The 19655-nt window shown below is 63.8% G+C and carries 18 protein-coding genes; 7 read left to right on the forward strand and 11 right to left on the reverse strand.

Features of this window, described 5'->3' with window-relative positions:
• From livH to AC1DOX_RS17170, 9 genes are all read right to left on the reverse strand, one after another.
• Positions 1 to 927: a high-affinity branched-chain amino acid ABC transporter permease LivH gene (gene livH, locus AC1DOX_RS17130; RefSeq protein WP_092134590.1), complete on the reverse strand. Its 927-nt coding sequence runs from the start codon at positions 925 to 927 to the stop codon at positions 1 to 3.
• A 138-nt stretch (positions 928 to 1065) separates the two neighbouring features.
• Positions 1066 to 2193 carry a branched-chain amino acid ABC transporter substrate-binding protein gene (locus tag AC1DOX_RS17135; RefSeq protein ID WP_092134591.1) on the reverse strand — a complete coding sequence of 376 codons (1128 nt, stop codon included), beginning with the start codon at positions 2191 to 2193 and terminating at the stop codon, positions 1066 to 1068.
• Between the two features lie 568 nt (positions 2194 to 2761).
• Positions 2762 to 4063: a citrate synthase gene (gene gltA, locus AC1DOX_RS17140; protein ID WP_092134593.1), complete on the reverse strand. Its 1302-nt coding sequence runs from the start codon at positions 4061 to 4063 to the stop codon at positions 2762 to 2764.
• 42 nt (positions 4064 to 4105) lie between these two features.
• Positions 4106 to 4387 (reverse strand): FAD assembly factor SdhE, encoded by a 282-nt coding sequence (locus tag AC1DOX_RS17145; RefSeq protein WP_092134594.1) that lies wholly within the window; start codon positions 4385 to 4387, stop codon positions 4106 to 4108.
• A gap of 138 nt (positions 4388 to 4525) precedes the next feature.
• Complete coding sequence (locus tag AC1DOX_RS17150) at positions 4526 to 5227, reverse strand: succinate dehydrogenase iron-sulfur subunit (protein WP_092134596.1); 702 nt, start codon at positions 5225 to 5227, stop codon at positions 4526 to 4528.
• A gap of 34 nt (positions 5228 to 5261) precedes the next feature.
• Positions 5262 to 7040, reverse strand: coding sequence for a succinate dehydrogenase flavoprotein subunit (gene sdhA, locus AC1DOX_RS17155; protein ID WP_092134597.1), 1779 nt, complete (start codon positions 7038 to 7040; stop codon positions 5262 to 5264).
• A gap of 3 nt (positions 7041 to 7043) precedes the next feature.
• Positions 7044 to 7409: a succinate dehydrogenase, hydrophobic membrane anchor protein gene (gene sdhD / locus AC1DOX_RS17160; protein WP_092134599.1), complete on the reverse strand. Its 366-nt coding sequence runs from the start codon at positions 7407 to 7409 to the stop codon at positions 7044 to 7046.
• A gap of 10 nt (positions 7410 to 7419) precedes the next feature.
• Positions 7420 to 7830, reverse strand: a complete 411-nt coding sequence (gene sdhC, locus AC1DOX_RS17165; RefSeq protein WP_092134601.1) for a succinate dehydrogenase, cytochrome b556 subunit — start codon at positions 7828 to 7830, stop codon at positions 7420 to 7422.
• A gap of 373 nt (positions 7831 to 8203) precedes the next feature.
• A complete protein-coding gene (locus tag AC1DOX_RS17170) occupies positions 8204 to 9070 on the reverse strand; it encodes a GntR family transcriptional regulator (protein ID WP_477101459.1) in 867 nt (288 codons plus the stop codon).
• 404 nt (positions 9071 to 9474) lie between these two features.
• On the opposite strand from AC1DOX_RS17170, the gene AC1DOX_RS17175 reads away from it, so the two are divergent.
• The 6 genes from AC1DOX_RS17175 to AC1DOX_RS17200 all read left to right on the forward strand — a co-directional run bounded on the left by AC1DOX_RS17175 (position 9475) and on the right by AC1DOX_RS17200 (position 16983).
• On the forward strand, positions 9475 to 10458 hold the full coding sequence (locus AC1DOX_RS17175; RefSeq protein WP_092134604.1) for a malate dehydrogenase: 984 nt from the start codon (positions 9475 to 9477) through the stop codon (positions 10456 to 10458).
• Between the two features lie 127 nt (positions 10459 to 10585).
• Positions 10586 to 11566 carry an HpcH/HpaI aldolase/citrate lyase family protein gene (locus tag AC1DOX_RS17180; protein WP_441624055.1) on the forward strand — a complete coding sequence of 327 codons (981 nt, stop codon included), beginning with the start codon at positions 10586 to 10588 and terminating at the stop codon, positions 11564 to 11566.
• Between the two features lie 241 nt (positions 11567 to 11807).
• A complete protein-coding gene (locus AC1DOX_RS17185) occupies positions 11808 to 12356 on the forward strand; it encodes a hypothetical protein (protein WP_092134607.1) in 549 nt (182 codons plus the stop codon).
• Positions 12357 to 12546: 190 nt separating this feature from the next.
• Entirely contained in the window at positions 12547 to 15252 is a 2706-nt protein-coding gene (gene acnA / locus AC1DOX_RS17190) for an aconitate hydratase AcnA (RefSeq protein WP_092134609.1), read from the forward strand.
• 252 nt (positions 15253 to 15504) lie between these two features.
• On the forward strand, positions 15505 to 15639 hold the full coding sequence (locus AC1DOX_RS17195; protein WP_255371071.1) for a hypothetical protein: 135 nt from the start codon (positions 15505 to 15507) through the stop codon (positions 15637 to 15639).
• Between the two features lie 141 nt (positions 15640 to 15780).
• On the forward strand, positions 15781 to 16983 hold the full coding sequence (locus AC1DOX_RS17200) for a DUF2863 family protein (RefSeq protein ID WP_092134610.1): 1203 nt from the start codon (positions 15781 to 15783) through the stop codon (positions 16981 to 16983).
• Positions 16984 to 17032: 49 nt separating this feature from the next.
• Here AC1DOX_RS17200 and trmB read toward each other — a convergent pair whose 3' ends face one another.
• Positions 17033 to 17701 (reverse strand): tRNA (guanine(46)-N(7))-methyltransferase TrmB, encoded by a 669-nt coding sequence (gene trmB, locus AC1DOX_RS17205; protein ID WP_441624058.1) that lies wholly within the window; start codon positions 17699 to 17701, stop codon positions 17033 to 17035.
• Positions 17702 to 17858: 157 nt separating this feature from the next.
• On the opposite strand from trmB, the gene AC1DOX_RS17210 reads away from it, so the two are divergent.
• A complete protein-coding gene (locus tag AC1DOX_RS17210) occupies positions 17859 to 19469 on the forward strand; it encodes an ABC transporter substrate-binding protein (RefSeq protein WP_441624060.1) in 1611 nt (536 codons plus the stop codon).
• A 69-nt stretch (positions 19470 to 19538) separates the two neighbouring features.
• Here AC1DOX_RS17210 and AC1DOX_RS17215 read toward each other — a convergent pair whose 3' ends face one another.
• Positions 19539 to 19649 (reverse strand): IS3 family transposase, encoded by a 111-nt coding sequence (locus AC1DOX_RS17215; RefSeq protein ID WP_441618306.1) that lies wholly within the window; start codon positions 19647 to 19649, stop codon positions 19539 to 19541.
• Positions 19650 to 19655: the final 6 nt, after the last annotated feature.

Raw genomic sequence — 19655 nt, forward strand, 5'->3', positions numbered from 1 at the left:
TCAGACTTTTTCCACATCCGGCTTGCCGAGCAGGCCGGTCGGACGGAACAGCAGCACTAGGACCAGCAGGCCGAAGGCGACTACATCCTTGTATTCGGCCGGCATGTAGCCGGAGGCGAAGGTTTCGGCCAGCCCGAGCAGCACGCCACCGAGCATCGCGCCCGGGATGCTGCCGATGCCGCCCAGCACCGCGGCCGTGAAAGCCTTGATGCCGGCAATGAAGCCGATGAACGGATTGAGCTTGCCGATCGTCAGGCCGATCAGCACGCCACCGACGGCGGCCAGCATCGCGCCCAGCACGAACGTGAACGAGATCACCCGGTTCGTATCGATGCCCAGCAGATTGGCCATGCGCATGTCCTCGGCGCACGCGCGGCAGGCACGGCCCATCCGGGAATGGCCAATGAACAGCGTCAGCGCCACCATCAGCACCAGCGTCACGCCCACGATCAGCAGGCGCGAATACGGCACGGTCACGGTGAAGTCGCCGCCCATCTGGAATTCGATGGCGCCCGAGATCAGCAACGGCACGGAAACGTCACGTGCGCCCTGCCCGATCTGGACATAGTTCTGGAGAAAGATCGACATGCCGATGGCGGAGATCAGCGGCACCAGCCGAGGACCGCCGCGCAAGGGGCGGTACGCCACGCGCTCGACGGCAAAGCCGTAGCAGCCCGTGACGGCAACGGAGACAAGCAGCGCCGCGCCCAGTACCAGCGGCAGCGGATAGCCGGCCTGCGCGCCGATGGCGGTCAGGGTGACCAGGCCCACATACGCGCCGATCATGTAGATCTCGCCATGGGCAAAGTTGATCATGCCGATGATGCCGTAGACCATCGTGTAGCCGATGGCGATCAGGGCATAGATCGCGCCCAGCGTCAGGCCATTGACCAGCTGCTGGGTGAACTGTGGAAGGAATTCGTTCATGCGAGGGACCTTTTGGATCGGAGAGCCCGATGCGGCGCGCTGGCCGCCGTCATGTGGCGGCAAGCCGACATCGAACCGATACCAAAACGCCCCGCTCGCCGGGTCGCGAGCGGGGCGTTTGCCAGGAGTGGCGCCGGATTAGTTGGCGGCGGTCTTCGTGGCGTCCTTGTGCCACGTGTAGACGACGAACTTGAACGACTTCAGGTCGCCACGATCGTCGTACTCGACCTTGCCGATCGGGGTCTGGAAGGCGTTCTTGTGCATGTACGCCGCCACCTTGGCCGGGTCCGTGCTCTTGGCGCCGGCGATGGCGTCGCCAATGATCTTCACGGCGGCGTAGGCAGGCATCTGGAACGGACCGTTGGCGTCACGCTTCTTGTCGGCGAAGGCCTTCACCAGGCCGGCGTTGGCCGGGTCGGCGGAGAAGTCGGCCGGCAGCGTTACCAGCATGCCTTCCGACGACGGACCGGCAATCGCGGTCACGTCCTTGTTGCCCACGCCCTCGGGACCCATGAAGGTCGCCTTCACGCCCTGCTCGCGCGCCTGGCGCAGCAGCAGGCCCATTTCCGGGTGGTAGCCGCCGAAGTAGACGAAGTCCACGCCTTGCGCCTTCAGCTTGGTGATGACGGCGGAGTAGTCGGAATCGCCGGCGTTGATGCCTTCGAAGACCGCCACGGGGATCTTGGCCGCTTCCAGGTCCTTCTTCACCGAACTGGCGATGCCCTGGCCGTACGACTGCTTGTCGTGCAGCACGGCGACCTTCTTGGGCTTGACCTTGCCGATGATGTACTGGGCGGCTGCCGGACCCTGCTGGTCGTCACGGCCGATCGTGCGGAAGACGAACTTGCGCTTCTTCGTCTCGGTCAGCTGCGGCGCGGTGGCCGACGGCGTGACCATCACGATGCCTTCGTTTTCGTAGATGTCCGATGCGGGAATGGTGGAACCCGAGCACACATGACCGATCACGTAGTGGATGCCCTGGCTGACGATCTTGTTGGCCACCGCCACGGCTTGCTTCGGCTCGCAGGCATCGTCCATCAGCACCACTTCCAGCTTGTTGCCGCCGGCGCCGCCCGCTGCATTGATCTGTTCAATGGCGGTCAGGGCGCCCGCCTTGACCATGTCGCCGTATTGGGCGACCGAGCCGCTCATGGGGCCGGCGATGGCGATCTTGACGGTTTCGGCGTTCGCCGAGGTGAAAGCAGTTGCGCCGGCAGTGGCGAGCACGGCGGCCATGGCAGTGGACGTGAGACGGGACAGCGTCATCAGGAGCTCCTCGATTATGTATGGGTCATTCCGGGCAGAGGCGGCATGACCAGCGCAATCGAACAACACCCGCGGGGAGCGTCCGCCGGAGGTGGCGGAGAGAAGACCCGAAGCGGAAGACGGGCCTGCGATAGAGACAAGTGAAGCGTGCGGGGCCCGGCATGTGTCAGCGCCCCGGATACCCGTGACGCCCAAAGTTCGGAAAGACAACGTTGTGATGCGTTCTCTATTGCGCAAGCGCTTCGCCTGCCCCGCTTTCCAAACTCGACGCACCGGAAGGGTGGCCCGGCTGCCGGTCGGAAAAGCAGCCCGCATTATAGAGGGAAGTTGCAACCGGATGGGGCGAAAGTCCCCGTGCTTGCGGAAAAACCGACAACTAATACCGAGAGGTGCAACCCTGTTTCGGCATGAATCACCGCTAAAAGGCACATTCCCAACCGTTGTGCATGACACGTACGATGACGGTTGACCGGCATGACGCAACCTGTTGCAACCCAAAGACAAACGCCCCGGCAAGCCGGGGCGTTCGAATTTGCTGCACTGCAAGGCGGCGAGTGCCGCCCGAGGATCAGCGCTTGGCCATATCCGGCACGTCGCGGGCGGCGTTGCCGTTGAACAGCTGGCGCGGACGACCGATCTTGTATTCCGGATCGGTGATCATCTCTTCCCACTGCGAGATCCAGCCCGGCGTACGTGCCAGGGCGAAGATGCAGGTGAACAGCGAGGTCGGGATGCCCAGCGCGCGCTGCACGATACCCGAGTAGAAGTCCACGTTCGGGTACAGCTTGCGGCTCACGAAGTACTCGTCTTCCAGCGCGATCTTTTCCAGTTCCATGGCCAGCTTGAACAGCGGGTCGTTGTGCAGGCCCAGTTCGTTCAGCACTTCATGGCAGGTTTCGCGCATCAGCTTGGCGCGCGGATCGTAGTTCTTGTACACGCGGTGGCCAAAGCCCATCAGACGCACGCCGGAGTTCTTGTCCTTCACCTGGCGGATGAACTCGTTGATGTGGTCGACGCTGCCGATTTCTTCCAGCATCTTCAGCGCGGCTTCGTTCGCACCGCCGTGGGCCGGACCCCACAGGCAGGCCACGCCGGCGGCGATGGCGGCAAACGGGTTCGTGCCCGACGAACCGGCCAGGCGCACCGTCGAGGTCGAGGCGTTCTGCTCGTGGTCGGCGTGCAGGATAAAGATGCGGTCCAGCGCGCGCTCCAGCACCGGGTTCACGGTGTACGGGGCGCACGGCGTACCGAACATCATGCGCATGAAGTTGCCCGAATAGGACAGGTCGTTCTGCGGATAGATGTACGGCTGGCCGATGTTGTACTTGTACGCCATGGCGACCAGGGTCGGCATCTTGGCGATCAGGCGGATGGCCGAGATCTCGCGCTGGTGCGGATCGTCGATGTCCATGGCGTCGTGGTAGAACGCGCTCATGGCACCCACCAGGCCCGTCAGCACGGCCATCGGGTGGGCATCGCGGCGGAAGCCACGCAGGAAGAATTGCAGCTGCTCGTGAACCATCGTGTGGTTCATCACGCTGTTTACGAATTCTTCCTTCTGCTTGGCGTTGGGCAGCTCACCCTTCAGCAGCAGGTAACAGGTTTCGAGGTGATCACACTTCTGTGCCAGTTGCTCGATCGGGTAGCCGCGATACAGCAGTTCGCCCTTGTCACCATCGATGTAGGTGATCTTCGAGTTGCACGAAGCTGTCGACATGAACCCCGGGTCATAGGTGAACTTGCCGGTTTGTCCGTACAGCTTGCGAATGTCGATCACGTCCGGGCCAACAGTGCCCTTGTAGATCGGCAGCTCAACGCTGGGGGAACCATCGGAAAACGATAGCGTGGCTTTCACATCGGACGGCGTCATGTCGGTTCCTTCAAATACTGTGAATAATAGTGTTGACCAAACTCAGACCGAACGCAGCAGGCCAAGGACCCGCTGCATCGGGGGCGTGTCGAGCTCACCGTCCAGCTCCTTGCGGGCAAGCAGCAGGTCCATCAACTCGTTGTCGCTCAGCTCGAACAGCTCGCCAAGCGATGCCACATCCTGATCGGACAGGCTCTCCTCGTAACGGTTGAAGAAACGTTCGACGATGATGTCGTTCTCCAGGAGGCCGCGGCGGGCACGCCAGCGAAGACGGGCGCGCTTGTGCGGATCGGCCTGATGGGAGAAAGTGGTGGAAAGACTCATGGTCAGCCTTCTTGCGATCGGCGCGTCCCCGGATATACCTCACCGGGCTGACGCGCCGCTTACATCGACTACATCAACTGCAAACTACGGCACTGCGCTGGCTCTGCGTGGTGGCAGAAGGCAGTTTATACCGCGCCCTTATACCGCGCGGCGGACCATCAGTTCCTTGATCTTGCCGATGGCCTTGGTCGGGTTGAGACCCTTCGGGCACACGTCGACGCAGTTCATGATGCTGTGGCAACGGAACAGGCGGTACGGGTCGTTCAGGTTGTCCAGACGCTCGTTGGTAGCCTGGTCGCGGCTGTCCGCGATGAAGCGGTAAGCCTGCAGCAGACCGGCCGGGCCGACGAACTTGTCCGGGTTCCACCAGAACGACGGGCACGACGTGGAGCAGCTGGCGCACAGGATGCACTCGTACAGGCCATCCAACTCGTCGCGCTCCTGCGGCGATTGCAGACGCTCCTTCTCGGGCGGCGGCTCGTCGTTGATCAGGAACGGCTTGATCGAGTTGTACTGCTTGAAGAACTGCGTCATGTCGACGATCAGGTCGCGCACGACGGGCAGGCCGGGCAGCGGACGCAGCACGATGCGGTCCGGCAGCTCGCGCATGTTCGTCAGGCAGGCCAGGCCATTCTTGCCGTTGATGTTCATCGCGTCCGAGCCGCACACGCCTTCACGGCACGAGCGACGGAACGAGATGGTTTCATCCAGCTTCTTCAGCTTGACCAGTGCGTCCAGCAGCATGCGCTCGTGACCGTCGAGTTCCACCTCGTAGGTCTGCATGCGGGGTGCGGCGTCCTTGTCCGGATCGTAGCGGTAGACTTCGAAAATACGCTTCATTTCTGTGGGTCCTGTTTTCTCTACGATGCGGTGCTCAGAAGGTACGGGCCTTCGGGGGAACGGATTCCACCGTCAGGGGCTCCATCTTCACCGGCTTGTAGTCGAGGCGGTTGCCTTCGCTGTAGAACAGCGTGTGCTTGAGCCAGTTCTGGTCGTCGCGGTTCGGGAAATCGCTGTGCGCGTGGGCGCCGCGCGATTCCTTGCGGGCCGCGGCCGAGATCATCGTCGCCTTGGCCACTTCCACCAGGTTGGCCACTTCGAGGGCTTCCACCAGCGCGGTGTTGAAGACCTTCGACTTGTCCTTCAGGTGGATATTGTTGGCGCGCTCCGCCACTTCCAGAATGCGCTCGACACCCTCGTCCATCAGCTTCTGCGTCCGGAACACGCCGGCATGCGACTGCATGTTGCGGCGGATGTCGTTGGCCACGTCCTGCGTGTACTCGCCCGAGGACGTCGCCTGCAGCTTGGCCAGGCGCGACATGGCGCGGTCGGCGGCATCGGCCGGCAGCGGCTTGTGCTCCTTCTGCTTCGAGGCGTTGGCGATGATGTGGTTGCCGGCCGCACGACCGAACACCACCAGATCCAGCAGCGAGTTCGTGCCCAGGCGGTTGGCGCCGTGCACCGACACGCACGAGCATTCGCCGATCGCGTAGAAACCGTTGACGACCTCGTTGGGGTTGCCGTTCTTCGGCACCACCACCTGCCCGTGGAAGTTCGTCGGAATGCCGCCCATCTGGTAGTGGATGGTCGGGACGACGGGGATCGGTTCCTTGATCGCGTCGACGTTGGCGAACTTCATGCCAATCTCGCGGATCGACGGCAGGCGCTTCATGATGGTCTCGGCACCGACGTGGGTCAGGTCGAGCAGCACGTAGTCGCCGTTCGGGCCGCAGCCACGGCCTTCCTTGATTTCCTGGTCCATCGAGCGCGAGACGAAGTCACGCGGCGCCAGATCCTTCAGCGTCGGCGCATAGCGCTCCATGAAGCGTTCGCCATCCTTGTTACGCAGGATGCCGCCCTCGCCGCGCACGCCTTCCGTGATCAGCACGCCCGCGCCGGCCACGCCGGTCGGGTGGAACTGCCAGAATTCCATGTCTTCCAGCGGCACGCCGGCACGCGCCGCCATGCCCAGGCCATCACCGGTGTTGATGAAGGCGTTGGTGGAAGCCGCGTAGATCCGGCCGGCACCGCCGGTCGCGAACAGCGTGGTCTTGGCTTCGAGGATATAGACTTCGCCGGTTTCCATTTCCAGCGCGGTCACGCCCAGGACGTCGCCGTCCTCGTCGCGGATCAGGTCCAGCGCCATCCACTCGACGAAGAAGTGGGTCTTGGCGCGGACGTTGCGCTGATACAGCGTGTGCAGCAGCGCGTGACCGGTACGGTCGGCCGCGGCGCAGGCACGCTGCACGGGCTTCTCGCCGTAGTTGGCGGTGTGGCCGCCGAACGGACGCTGGTAGATCGTGCCATCGGCGTTACGGTCGAACGGCATGCCGAAGTGCTCGAGCTCGTACACGACATTCGGCGCTTCACGGCACATGAACTCGATGGCGTCCTGGTCGCCCAGCCAGTCGGAGCCCTTGATCGTGTCGTAGAAGTGATAGTGCCAGTTGTCCTCGCTCATGTTGCCGAGCGAGGCACCGATGCCGCCCTGCGCCGCGACGGTGTGCGAGCGGGTCGGGAAAACCTTCGACAGCACGGCCACGTTCAGGCCGGCTTCTGCGAGCTGGAGGGATGCGCGCATCCCGGCGCCGCCCGCCCCGACGATGACCACGTCGAACCGACGACGCGGCAATCCAGTCTTGACTGCGACCATTTATTACACCCTCCAGAGAATCTGAGCAGCGTAGCCCGCGCAACCGACGAGCCACAGAATCGTAAGAACTTGGAGCACGAGGCGCACGGCCATCGGCTTCACATAGTCCATCCAGATGTCGCGTACGCCGATCCAGGCGTGGAACAGCAGCGAGAGGATGGTGAGGAACGTCAGGATCTTCATCCACTGATTGGCGAAGAGACCCGACCAGCCTTCGTACGAAGGATTGCCGAAGGCGAGATACACCGCGGCGAGCACCACGGTGAAGATCACCATGATGACGGCGGTGACGCGTTGCGCGAGCCAGTCTTTCAGACCGTAGTGCGCGCCAACGACGAGACGCTTGGGACCGATATTGTTGTTTGCCACTTGATTCTCCTCAGAACAGGCCGAAAAGCTTCAGCCCGAAAATCAGGGTAAGCAGCAGGCTGACGATCAGCACGGATACGGCAGACTTGGCGGACGCGGGCTTGGAAACGCCAACGTGCACATCGAGCAGCAGAAAACGGATGCCGGCGCAGAAGTGATGCAGATAACCCCAGATCAGCGCCAGGATCACCAGCTTGACGAAGCCGTTGGACAGCAGGGCCGAGAACTTTGCGAAACTCAGTTCGGAGGTGACGCTCTGCTCAAACAGGTACAGAACGAAAGGAAGGAGGAGAAACATCATTGCACCGCTGACACGATGCAGGATGGATACCTTGCCGGCCCAGGGCAACCGGTAGCGCGAGATTTGCGCGATACCGATGTTCCGGAACTCCGGCCTGGCTTGTTTGACGGCTTCAGCCATGCGAGACCCCATTTGCGGTAAGAAAAAAACTGCAAAAGAACGAAACTGCCATTGCCCCGGATTGCATACATGCGCCACAGCAGGTACCGTGGACGCACTGGTTTGGATCCTGCGCGTGGGTGTCGCTGGATGCAAATGGATGCACTGGAGCAAATCCCGATGATTTTAGCGCCTTTGTTGCGCAGCGCACCAATAATTTTCAGCTATCGCGCACCAATCCGGCGTGCCCGACAATCGCACGCAACAATTCGCGCACGATAGCCGGACGGGGCATTTCCGGCGATTGCACTCGCCATCCGCAATGGTAGGCACAAGCGTGGCCACATGCCGCAACAATCGGCACGCCGCCCTGCCCGTCCATCGCTTCCGGTCATCAACTCAGGTCGTTCTGATAATAGTGCCGCGCAGTGACATACAGTCCGCGGCGAACCTCCACCGGACGATCGCCATAGGTGAACGACACACGTTCCACCGACAGCAGCGGCGAGCCCGGCTCCACGGACAGCAACTCCGCAGCCGTATTATCGGCACCGACGGCCCGGATCTTTTCCGTGGCGCGGATCATCCGCGTCCCGAACTCGGCTTCGAAGAGCGCGTACATCGGGCCCTTCCACTCGTTGAGCTTCTCGGCCGTCAGGCCCTTGAAGTTCGCGCCCAGCAGCCAGATTTCATCCAGCACCGTGGCTTCATTCGAAAAAGTCAGTACGCGGCGGATCTGCACCACGCTGTCGCCCGTGCGGATATCCAGCAACCGGGCAATCTCGGCCGGCGCGCGCAGCCGCTTGCACTCCAGCACGCGACTGGCGCCGTAATGGGGTTCGCCCTCGTCCGGCACCAGCCGCAGAAAGCGGAACTTGACCACATCCTCGTAGTGCGTCGTGACGAAGGTGCCCTTGCCCTGCCGGCGCGCCACCAGGTTGTCAGCGGCCAGTTCGTCGATGGCCTTCCGCACCGTGCCCTGGCTGACCTTGTAGCGGGCGGCCAGGTCCATCTCGCTGGGGATCATGTCGCCCGGCTTCCATTCGCCGGACTGCAGGCTCTGCGTGATCAGGGCCTTGATCTGCTGGTACAGGGGGCTGAAGGTCGGCGACGGATTGGCGCCGGCTGGCACGCCCTGCGCGGCAGGCAGGGACGACGGGGAATTCGCGGACGGCTGCGCCCCGGCACCGCTCGGGGCAGTGCCAGATTCCGGCGCGCCAGGGTTGGTCGCGGCGGACAAGGGCGTAGGCAGGGATGACATAGGCCGGATTTCACCACAAAAGCGAGAATCGCGTCCAGCGCGCTATGAAATGTCTTATGTCTTATATAAGACATATGAATTGACATCAATCAGGGGCCGCCCTACACTCGCGCAGTCCGCGGAGCCGCCGCTGGCCGACTTCCGCCCAGGGAGCTCAAAACCCTGCTCGCGAATCCGTCCGGATGCGGCACACCACGCAGCAGTAGTAGACTTACGCCTTGTCGCCCTCGACGCATGCAAATGGCTCGCGCGCACCTTGTCGCCGGCCACGGGCAATGCCGCGGGCTCCCGGCGGATGCCCGCCTGCCCCGTGGCGACACGCGACCAGCACCCGGTGACGCGCCGCCCCCTTTCCGCGGCCGCCGCCGACCGGTTTCCCCCTCTTTTCGTTTGGAGAATTACTCATGGCTAAAGCCCCAATGCGCGTCGCAGTCACCGGCGCCGCTGGCCAGATCGGCTATTCCCTGCTGTTCCGCATCGCCAACGGCGACATGCTCGGCAAAGATCAGCCGGTCATCCTCCAACTGCTCGACCTCCCGCAAGCCCAGGCCGCCGTCAAGGGCGTGGTGATGGAACTGGAAGACTGCGCGTTCCCGCTGCTGGCTGGCGTGGTCATCACCGACGACCCCAAGGTCGCCTTCAAGGACGTCGACGTGGCCCTGCTGGTGGGTGCCCGTCCGCGTAGCAAGGGCATGGAACGCAAGGACCTGCTCGAAGCCAACGCCCAGATCTTCACTGTGCAGGGCAAGGCACTGGACGAAGTGGCCAGCCGCAATGTGAAGGTGCTGGTGGTGGGCAACCCGGCCAACACCAATGCCTACATCGCCATGAAGTCGGCCCCGAGCCTGCCGCGCGAGAACTTCACCGCGATGCTGCGCCTGGACCACAACCGTGCCCTGTCGCAAGTCGCCGCCAAGACCGGCAAGCCGGTGTCGTCGATCGAAAAGCTGTTCGTGTGGGGCAACCACAGCCCGACCATGTACGCCGACTACCGCTACGCCACCGTCGACGGCAAGAACGTCAAGGACATCATCAACGACCAGGTCTGGAACAACGACGTGTTCCAGCCGACCGTCGGCAAGCGCGGCGCCGCCATCATCGAGGCGCGCGGCCTGTCGTCGGCTGCCTCGGCCGCTAATGCCGCCATCGACCACGTGCACGACTGGGTGCTGGGTACGAACGGCAAGGTTGTCACGATGGGCATCCCGTCGAACGGTGAATACGGCATTCCGAAGGATGTGATGTTCGGCTTCCCGGTGACCACCGCCAACGGCAAGTACGAAATCGTGAAGGGCCTGGAAATCGACGCCTACAGCCAGGAAAAGATCAACATCACGCTCAAGGAACTGGAAGAAGAGCGTGCCGGCGTGCAACACCTGCTGGGCTGATCTCCGGAGCTTCCCGCTCATGAAAAACCGGGGTCCCGCATCGATTCGAAGATCGGCGCGGACCCCGGTTTTTTCTTGGGCGTCGACTTTGTCTTCTCATTAACCCCTGTTCTCATACGTATTCAACGTGCATCCATCCGAGGTCTTGTTCCAGGGCGAAGCCATTCCGGTCCAGTTGCCAGTGTGTGACCACTATGCCGGCAGCGAAAAGCTCATGCGCAAGTCGCTTGCCTTGCAGCAAGAGCTTGGACCCGTGTTCGACATCACGTTCGACTGCGAGGACGGCGCAGCCGTGGGCCTGGAGCGCGAGCACGCGATGCTTTGCGCACAGCTCATCAATAGCGCGGACAACGCGCACAACCGCGTGGGCGTGCGCATCCACGATCCCGCCCACCCAAGCTGGCGTGAAGACATCGACATCCTGGTGGCCGCGGCCGGTGCGCGGCTGGCCTATGTGGTCGTGCCCAAGGTGACCGATGTGGTCGAGGTGGCCCGTATCACCGACCACGTGAACCACGTGGCCAAGTCGGCCGGCATTGCGCGGCACATCCCGATTCACGTGCTGATTGAGACACACGCAGCACTCGAGCAGGCCTTCGACATTGCCGCGCTGGTTCAGGTGGAATGCCTGAGCTTTGGTCTGATGGACTTTGTTTCCGCCCACCACGGCGCCATCCCGGGCAACGCCATGCGCTCGCCCGGCCAGTTCGAGCACCCGCTGATCCGCCGCGCGATGCTGGAAATCTCCGCCGCCTGCCACCGGCACGGCAAGGTGCCCTCGCACAACGTCAGCACGGACGTGCAGAACCCCCAGCAAGCCGGCGACGATGCCCAGCGCGCCCGCGCCGAATTTGGCTACTTGCGCAAGTGGAGTATCCATCCGGGCCAGATTGCGCCGATCGTGGCGGCGTTCCGCCCGAGCGACGGCGAGATTGGCGCCGCCAGCCAGATCCTGCTGGCAGCCCATGAGAACAACTGGGCGCCGATCCGCCATGATGGCCAGTTGCACGACCGCGCCAGCTATCGCTACTACTGGTCTTTGCTGCAGCGCGCCCACGCCACGGGCAAGAGCCTGCCCGGCCCGGTGGCAGACCTGTTTTTTGACTGAGGCGGGACCGACGCGCAGGTGACGTGGCCGCGCGCGGAAGCTGCCCTTTCCGGGCTCCATGTGCCCCATGGCAAACGATCCGCGTCCGATTATGTAACCAATGAATGATGGACTTCGCCCGGTCAGACAAATCGTAGAGAATAGCGGCGGAAAGTTGCCGGAGCGCCCCCCGGTGCCCCGCCCGGACCATTATTAGAACGAGCTTTTTTTGACTACTTTGAAATCCGGAAGGAAACCCATAATGAAACAGATCGTGCTTGCCACCCTGCTTGGCGCCCTCACCCTGACCGCTGCCAGCACCGCCATGGCGCAGGAACCCGCCAAGAAGCCGGCAGCCACCAAGAAGGCGCCTGCCAAGAAGTCCGCCAAGGCCGCCCCCGCGGAAGCCGCTGTCACGCCGTCGGGCGAGAAGTGGCAATGCGAACTGGGCAACGCCCTCTATATCAGCGGCAACATGCAGCGCGACGAGGTGCTCACCGTGCATTGGCAGGGCAAGGATTACCGCCTGCCGCGCCAGAGCACCGTCACCGGAGCCGATCGCTACTTCGATGCCCGGTCCGGCCTGGATCTGGTCGTGATCCCGAGCAAGGCGATGCTGTTCAACAAGAACCTGGGTCAGCGCCTGGCTGACGAATGCCAGAACGCCGACATGCAGGCCGGTGGCTCCGCGCCGACGCAAGCCGGCGCCCTGCGCGCCCCGGCGACCACGCCGCTGCTGATGGCCCCGGCGGCTCCGCAACAGGCCGCCGACGCCCAACAGCCGGCTGCCCAGGCCGCGCCGAAGCAGTAAAGTCATACCTTGCCGTACCCCGCGTGGCGGACCACCCGCCACGCGGTCGCTCTGAGTTTGTTGCAACGGTGCGCGTCCGGGCTCCGGCCGCGCCGCGTACAGGCGGCGGAACCCTTACGTGCACCGGGGTCTGAAGAAGAAGAAAGTCCAGAAGTCGAGTCCCGCGTCATCCTTCGATTGGAGTCAGGCAATGCCCCACAATCTCAATAACACACTGAAAGAATTCAAGATCGGCTCCGGCGGCCGCGGCCAGTACTATTCCCTGCCCCAGCTGGGCAAAGCGCTGGGCGTGAAGATCGAGCGTCTGCCGATGTCGATCCGCCTGGTGCTGGAATCGGTCCTGCGCAATTGCGATGGCAAGAAGGTGACCGAGGAACACGTCCGGCAACTGGCCAACTGGAAGCCCAACGCGGACCGCGTTGACGAAATCCCCTTCGTGGTCGCACGCGTGGTGCTGCAGGACTTCACGGGCGTGCCGCTGCTGGCCGACCTGGCCGCCATGCGCAACGTGGCCGAGAAGATGGGCAAGAACCCCAAGAAGATCGAGCCGCTGGTGCCGGTGGACCTGGTGGTCGACCACTCGGTGCAGATCGACCACTTCCGCGAGAAGAAGGCGCTGGACCTGAACATGCAACTGGAATTCCAGCGCAACAACGAGCGCTACCAGTTCATGAAGTGGGGCATGCAAGCCTTCGATACGTTCGGCGTGGTGCAGCCCGGCTTCGGCATCGTCCACCAGGTGAACCTGGAATACCTGGCCCGCGGCGTGCACAAGAAGGAAGGCGTGTACTACCCGGACACCCTGGTCGGCACGGATTCGCACACGACCATGATCAACGGCATCGGCGTGGTGGGCTGGGGTGTCGGCGGCATCGAGGCCGAGGCCGGCATGCTCGGCCAGCCGGTCTATTTCCTGACGCCTGACGTCGTCGGCGTGGAACTGAAGGGCCGCCTGCGCGAAGGCGTGACCGCCACCGACCTGGTGCTGACCATCACCGAAATGCTGCGCCGCGAGAAAGTCGTCGGCAAGTTCGTCGAGTTCTTCGGCGAAGGCACGGCCAGCCTGACTACCCCGGATCGCGCCACCATCGGCAACATGGCCCCTGAATATGGCGCCACGATGGGCTTCTTCCCGGTCGACGAAAAAACCATCGACTACTTCAAGGGCACGGGCCGCACCGAAGAGGAAATCGCCGCATTCGAAGGCTACTTCCGCGCGCAGGGCATGTTCGGCGTGCCGCGCGCCGGTGACATCGACTACAGCACCACGCTGTCGCTGGACCTGGGCACCGTGGCCCCGTCGCTGGCCGGCCCGAAGCGCCCGCAGGACCGCATCGAGATCGGCAACGTCAAGAGCACGTTCGCATCGCTGTTCACCAAGCCGGTGGCCGAGAACGGCTTCAACAAGGACGCCGCCGAGCTGGACCGCGAGTACACCACGTCCGACGGCGTGAAGGTGAAGAGCGGCGACGTACTGATCGCCGCCATCACCTCGTGCACGAATACGTCCAACCCGAGCGTGCTACTGGCGGCCGGCCTGCTGGCCAAGAAGGCGGTAGAAGCCGGCCTGACCGTTGCGCCGCACATCAAGACCTCGCTGGCCCCGGGCAGCCGCGTGGTGACCGAGTACCTGACCGCCACGGGCCTGCTACCGTACCTGGACAAGCTCGGCTTCGGCGTGACCGCGTATGGCTGCACGACCTGCATCGGCAACGCCGGCGACCTGACCCCGGCGCTGAACGAAGCCATCGTCCAGAACGATCTGGTGGCTGCCGCCGTGCTGTCGGGCAACCGCAACTTCGAAGCACGCATCCACCCGAACATCCGCGCCAACTTCCTGGCATCGCCGCCGCTGGTGGTGGCCTACGCCATCGCCGGCAATGTCACACGCGACCTGATGACCGAGCCGGTCGGCAAGGGCCGCGGCGGCAAGGACATCTGGCTGGGCGATATCTGGCCGACTTCGGAAGAGATCCAGTCGCTGCTGAAGTACGCGCTGGACGCCAAGACGTTCAAGGGCAACTACGAGCAGGTGAAGAAGCCGAGCAAGCTGTGGGCCGCCATCAAGGGCACCAAGGGCCAGGTCTACGACTGGCCGACGTCCACCTACATCGCCGAGCCGCCGTTCTTCCAGGACTTCACGCTGCAGCCGGGCGAAGCCAGCGCCAGCGTGCGCGGCGCGCGTGCCCTGGGCGTGTTTGGCGATTCCGTGACCACCGACCACATCTCCCCGGCCGGCTCCATCAAGGACACGTCGCCGGCAGGCAAGTACCTGCTGTCTCACGGCGTGCTGAAGGCCGACTTCAACAGCTACGGCTCGCGCCGCGGCAACCATGAGGTAATGATGCGCGGCACGTTTGCCAACGTGCGCATCAAGAACCTGATGATCCCGCTGAAGGCCGACGGCTCGCGTGTGGAAGGCGGCATTACGCTGCACCAGCCGACCGGCGACGAGATGTCGATCTACGACGCCGCCATGAAGTACGTCGCCGAGGGCACGCCCACGGTGGTATTTGGCGGCGAAGAGTACGGCACGGGATCGTCGCGCGACTGGGCGGCCAAGGGCACGCAACTGCTCGGCGTGAAGGCCGTGATCGCGCGCAGCTTCGAACGGATTCACCGCTCCAACCTGGTGGGCATGGGCGTGCTGCCGCTGCAGTTCAAGGGCAGTGACAGCGTGCAGTCGCTCGGCATCATCGGCAACGAAACGTTCGACGTGGAAGGCATCGAGGGCGAACTGAAGCCGCAACAGGATGTGGTGCTGGTGATCCATCGTGCCAATGGCGACACGCAGCGCGTGCCGGTCCTGCTGCGCATCGACACGCCGATCGAAGTCGACTACTACAACCACGGCGGCATCCTGCCGTTTGTTTTGCGCCAGTTGCTGGCAGCGTAGTCAGCACGTGATCGGTGCCCGCCCCCACGGGGGCGCGGCCCGCGCGGCAAGCCAACGGCGCACCACCCGGTGCGCCGTTTTCCTTTCCAGCTTCCGGGTAATCCCCACCCCCTCGCGTAAGTTCCACGCAAGCCTGCGCTGCCAGACTGGCCTTCACACCGCCGGCCGTCATGTACTTACTGGCGTTCACCCCGGCGCTCAACCCTTGAGGCGCAGCAGAATTTCAAGCGCCCGCCCTGACTGGAGACATCCATGGTTAAGATTCTCATCGCTTTCATCGTCGTGGCCGGCGCCTGCCTGTACCTGCTGACCAAGGGCGGTGGCGACGTTTCCATGGGCGGAGAACAGCACGGCACCGAAACCCACGCCCCCGCCGCACAGAAGTAAGCGTGCGACCCTAGGCACGCATTCGGGCACCGCCCGGCCACGATCGGTCGTGGCCATCGCGACGTGCCCTGCACCGGGCCGCTGTGTTTGTCAACGCAGCGAGTAGAATACCGTTTTACGAAAAACGGACGGTCTCTACATATGGCAGGTTTTCGCCCCAAGTCTTCCCCCCGACTCTCGCCCGATGCCGAGCGACTGGTGGCCGACGCGCTCGCCCTGGACGCCTCGGGCAGTCGCATGGAGGACGGGTATTGGGAGCGGCGGCTGTCGCAACGGCTTGGCCGTCTCCTGAAGAACGGCAGCCAGACCGCACTGGACGCCGCACTGGAACATTTGTTCAAGCACAACGCCGATGCGTCCGACGTGCTGGCCGAGCAGGCCGAGACGCTCGCCGAATCGGCCACGCTCGAGATCGATGGCGTATTGCACGATGCCCTGCTGATTGCCGCGCCGATCCTGGCCCACACCCGCTACGCGATTCCCTCCGGCGCGCTAAAGCCCGAACTGGCGCAGACCCTGGCCGTGCACCTGCAGGCGCACGTACTGGCCACCAGCACCAAGGTTGCACTGTCCCCTTATCTGTACAGCATCGACCAGCTCCCGCGCACCCACAGCGACACCTTCGCCCTGACGCACAAGCTGGCGTCGGCCGCACTTGCCGGCACCGTGCCCAAGGTTGACCTGAAAGACCTGCCCGAGACGGCGCCCATCCTGGCCGATCCGCGCTATCTGCTGGCCGTGGTGGTGGCACCGCACGAAGGCGCACTGTTCCGCTGGCAGGAGGATGCCAAGGAGCATCACGCCGAACGCACGGTCTGCCTGGAGCAATGGCGCAATCAGGTGCAGCCGTCGGTGGCCGTGCTTCTGCCCGGCTGCGAGTTTGAACTGCTGCTGCCGGACGCCTTCTTCCTGTCGTGCCGCGAATCGGACAAGAGCATCCGCCCGCTGACCGTGCGCGCCGCCGTCAACTACCTGTGCGGCACGCTGGACGTCCCAGCGGGCCAACTGGCTGCGGTGGTGGCATCGTTTGGCGAGGAAGTCGTCGAGGAATACCGCGTCGGCTTCACCATGCGCGGCGAGAAGGATGTGATCTACGGCATCGTCTGGCCCGTCTATGGCCGCGAGGCCGGCGAGGTGGACGCCGAGGAGAAAGGCAACCCGCTCGAGCAGATCTGCGAGGAACTGCGTAACGCCGGCGTGGAGGAAATTTTCCGCCATGCCGCGCTGTTCGACCCCGAGTACTGCGAGGACTGCGGCACGCCGCTCTACGCAGACCGCTCGGGCGAGATCGTGCACGCCGAACTACCCGAGGACGCGCCGACCCAGCAACCGCTGTTCCACTGAACCAAAAGCCCGCGAAAGCGGGCTTTTTTACGTGAGCGGGATCAAGAGGTCACGTTCTCTCGCTGACGCATCGCCACAGCGCCTGCCCCGATGCGCCGTACTTGCGCTCGAACGGTGTCATCGGCGTCTCGGGCTGCCAGGCCTCGGTCGTTGTCGGGCGGCCCACCATCGTCAGCGCCGCGGCGAACTCGTCGATGTAGATCTTCCAGTTGCTGCGGCATTCCAGATAGTCGCCGCAGGCCGCCAGCGCCGGAAACACCGCGTGGCCCTGCCACCGCCGGCCAAGGTGGCCGATCTTGGGCCAGGGGTTCGGATACAGCACATAGTGCCGCGCCACCGGCACCTTTGCCTCCTGCATCAGGCGCCAGACGTCAACCAGATCTGCGCGGGCCCAGTGGAAGTTGGCAGGCATCGCCGCCTCCCACCAGTCCTTGCCAGCGGTCAGCCGCTTCTCGGACTGATCCACCCCGATCACGTAGTGATCCGGGAAGCGCGTCGCCAACCGTAGCGTGCTCTCCCCCACGCCGCAGCCGGCGTCGAGGATCAGCGGCGCCCCGCCGGCCTGCTGCCAGGCGTCGATGGCCATATCGAACGCGCGCTGGCTTGGCGCGCCCACGGGCTTGCGGAACGGCTCGGCCAGATGGCGCGCCACGCGGGCGGCCAGATGCTCATGGATATCGGACTGCGCCGACGTTATCGTGCGGGAATTGGCAAACATGGGCGCGATTTTACCGGCCTCGCCGCCAGGGGGCTGCGCCGCATTGCGCAACGATGTACATTTGCCGGCACAATGCGAGCGAACGCGAGTGCAAGCGAGCGTATGCAAGCCACTGCAAGCCCCTGACACCGCCTGACCCTGAACGAGGAGCCCACCGATGAAAGCCAGCGATCGATCCGCCGCCGTCCGCCGCACGCTGCTGCAGGCCACCTTGTCCGCCGTGCTTGGCGCAGCCACGTTCACGCTGCTGCCGGCGGGCGTGGCGCATGCCGAGGACCTGCGCATCGGCCTGGCCGCCGACGTCACGTCGATGGACCCGCAATGGAACAACTCGGGCCCGAACAACGCCATCGCGCTGCACATCTTCGAGTCGCTCGTGTTCATGGACAAGAACGCGCGCTACATCCCCGGACTGGCCCTGTCGTGGAAGCCCGTCAACGCCATCACGTGGGAAATCAAGTTGCGTCCGAACGTCAAATGGCACGACAGCGCACCGTTCACGAGCGAGGACGTCAAGGCGTCGCTGGAGCGACCGGAGAAGCTGACCAACAGCCCGGGCTCGTTCACAAGCTACACCAAGCCGATCGCGCGCATCGACACGCCCGATCCGCTGACCGTCCGCCTGACCATGAGCGTGCCCAATTACGCCAACCTGGCCAACGACCTGAACAGCGTGCCGATCATGCCGAAAAAGGTCGCCGCCAACCTGACCCAGGCGGACTTCGATTCCGGCAAGGCTATGATCGGCACGGGCCCGTTCAAGTTCGTGCGCTTTGCGCGCGGGCAGGAAATCGTGATGGCGAAGAATCCCGACTACTGGGGCCCCAAGGCGGAATGGGACCATGCGACCTTCCGCATCCTGACGGACAACGGCGCCCGCAGTGCCGCACTGCTGGCCGGCGACGTCGACGTGATCGAAAGCGTGCCGTCCGCCGACGTGGCGAAGCTCAGGCAGAATCCGAAATTCAAGATCGAACAGGCGGTCTCCTGGCGCACGATCTTCTGGCAGATGGACCAGTCGCGCGATAACCCGCCATACGTGACCGACAAGGCCGGCAAGCCGCTCGGCAAGAACCCGTTCAAGGACGCCCGCGTGCGCGACGCGATCAGCAAGGCCCTGAATCGTGATGCCATCGTCAGCCGGATCATGGAGGGTCTGGCGGTGCCGGCGTCGTCGATCGTGTCGCCGCAGATCTTTGGCCATCCGGGCACCAAGCCCGACGCGTACGACCCCGACGGCGCCAAAAAGCTGCTCGCCGCCGCCGGCTACCCGGACGGCTTCGGCCTGACGCTGCACGCGACCAACAACCGTTACCTGAACGATGCCCAGGTAGCACAGGCCACGGCCAGCATGCTGACGCGCATCGGCATCCAGACCAAGGTGGAAACGCTGCCGGTGGCCGCGTACTTCACGCGCGCGCGGCAAGGCGATTTCTCGTTCGAGATGCTGGGCTGGGGTTCGGCCGCGGCCGATGTGGCGCTGCGCTCGATCACAGGCACGCCGAATCCGAAAACCGGCTATGGCACCTGGAACTGGGGCAAGTACAGCAATCCGCAACTGGACCAGTTGATCGAGAAGTCGCTGACCACGGTGACGAGCGACAAGGCCCGGGAGGAGAATGCCCGCGCGGCGGCAAAGTTCGCGCTGGCGGATCACGCAATCATCCCGTCGCACAGCCAGCTGGCCATGTGGGCGATGCGCAAGGGGCTGAAGTATGAGGCGCGGACGGATGAGTGGTCGCTGGCGCAGTTCTTCCACAAGGAGTAAGGGAACAAGCGGCACGATCGAAATAAACAAGGGGGCAGTGAACTGACCCCGTAAAGTTGGACGGGTAAGTTATGCGGCCAAGGGCTGAGTCCTGTATTGCACAGGGCTCAGCCCATTTAGCTTTAGCTTGATGCGGTCGTGATTGTAATACCGGATGTATTCGGCAATGCTGCGTCGCAGTTGGTC

This window comes from Cupriavidus sp. 01L415, from assembly GCF_056400065.1.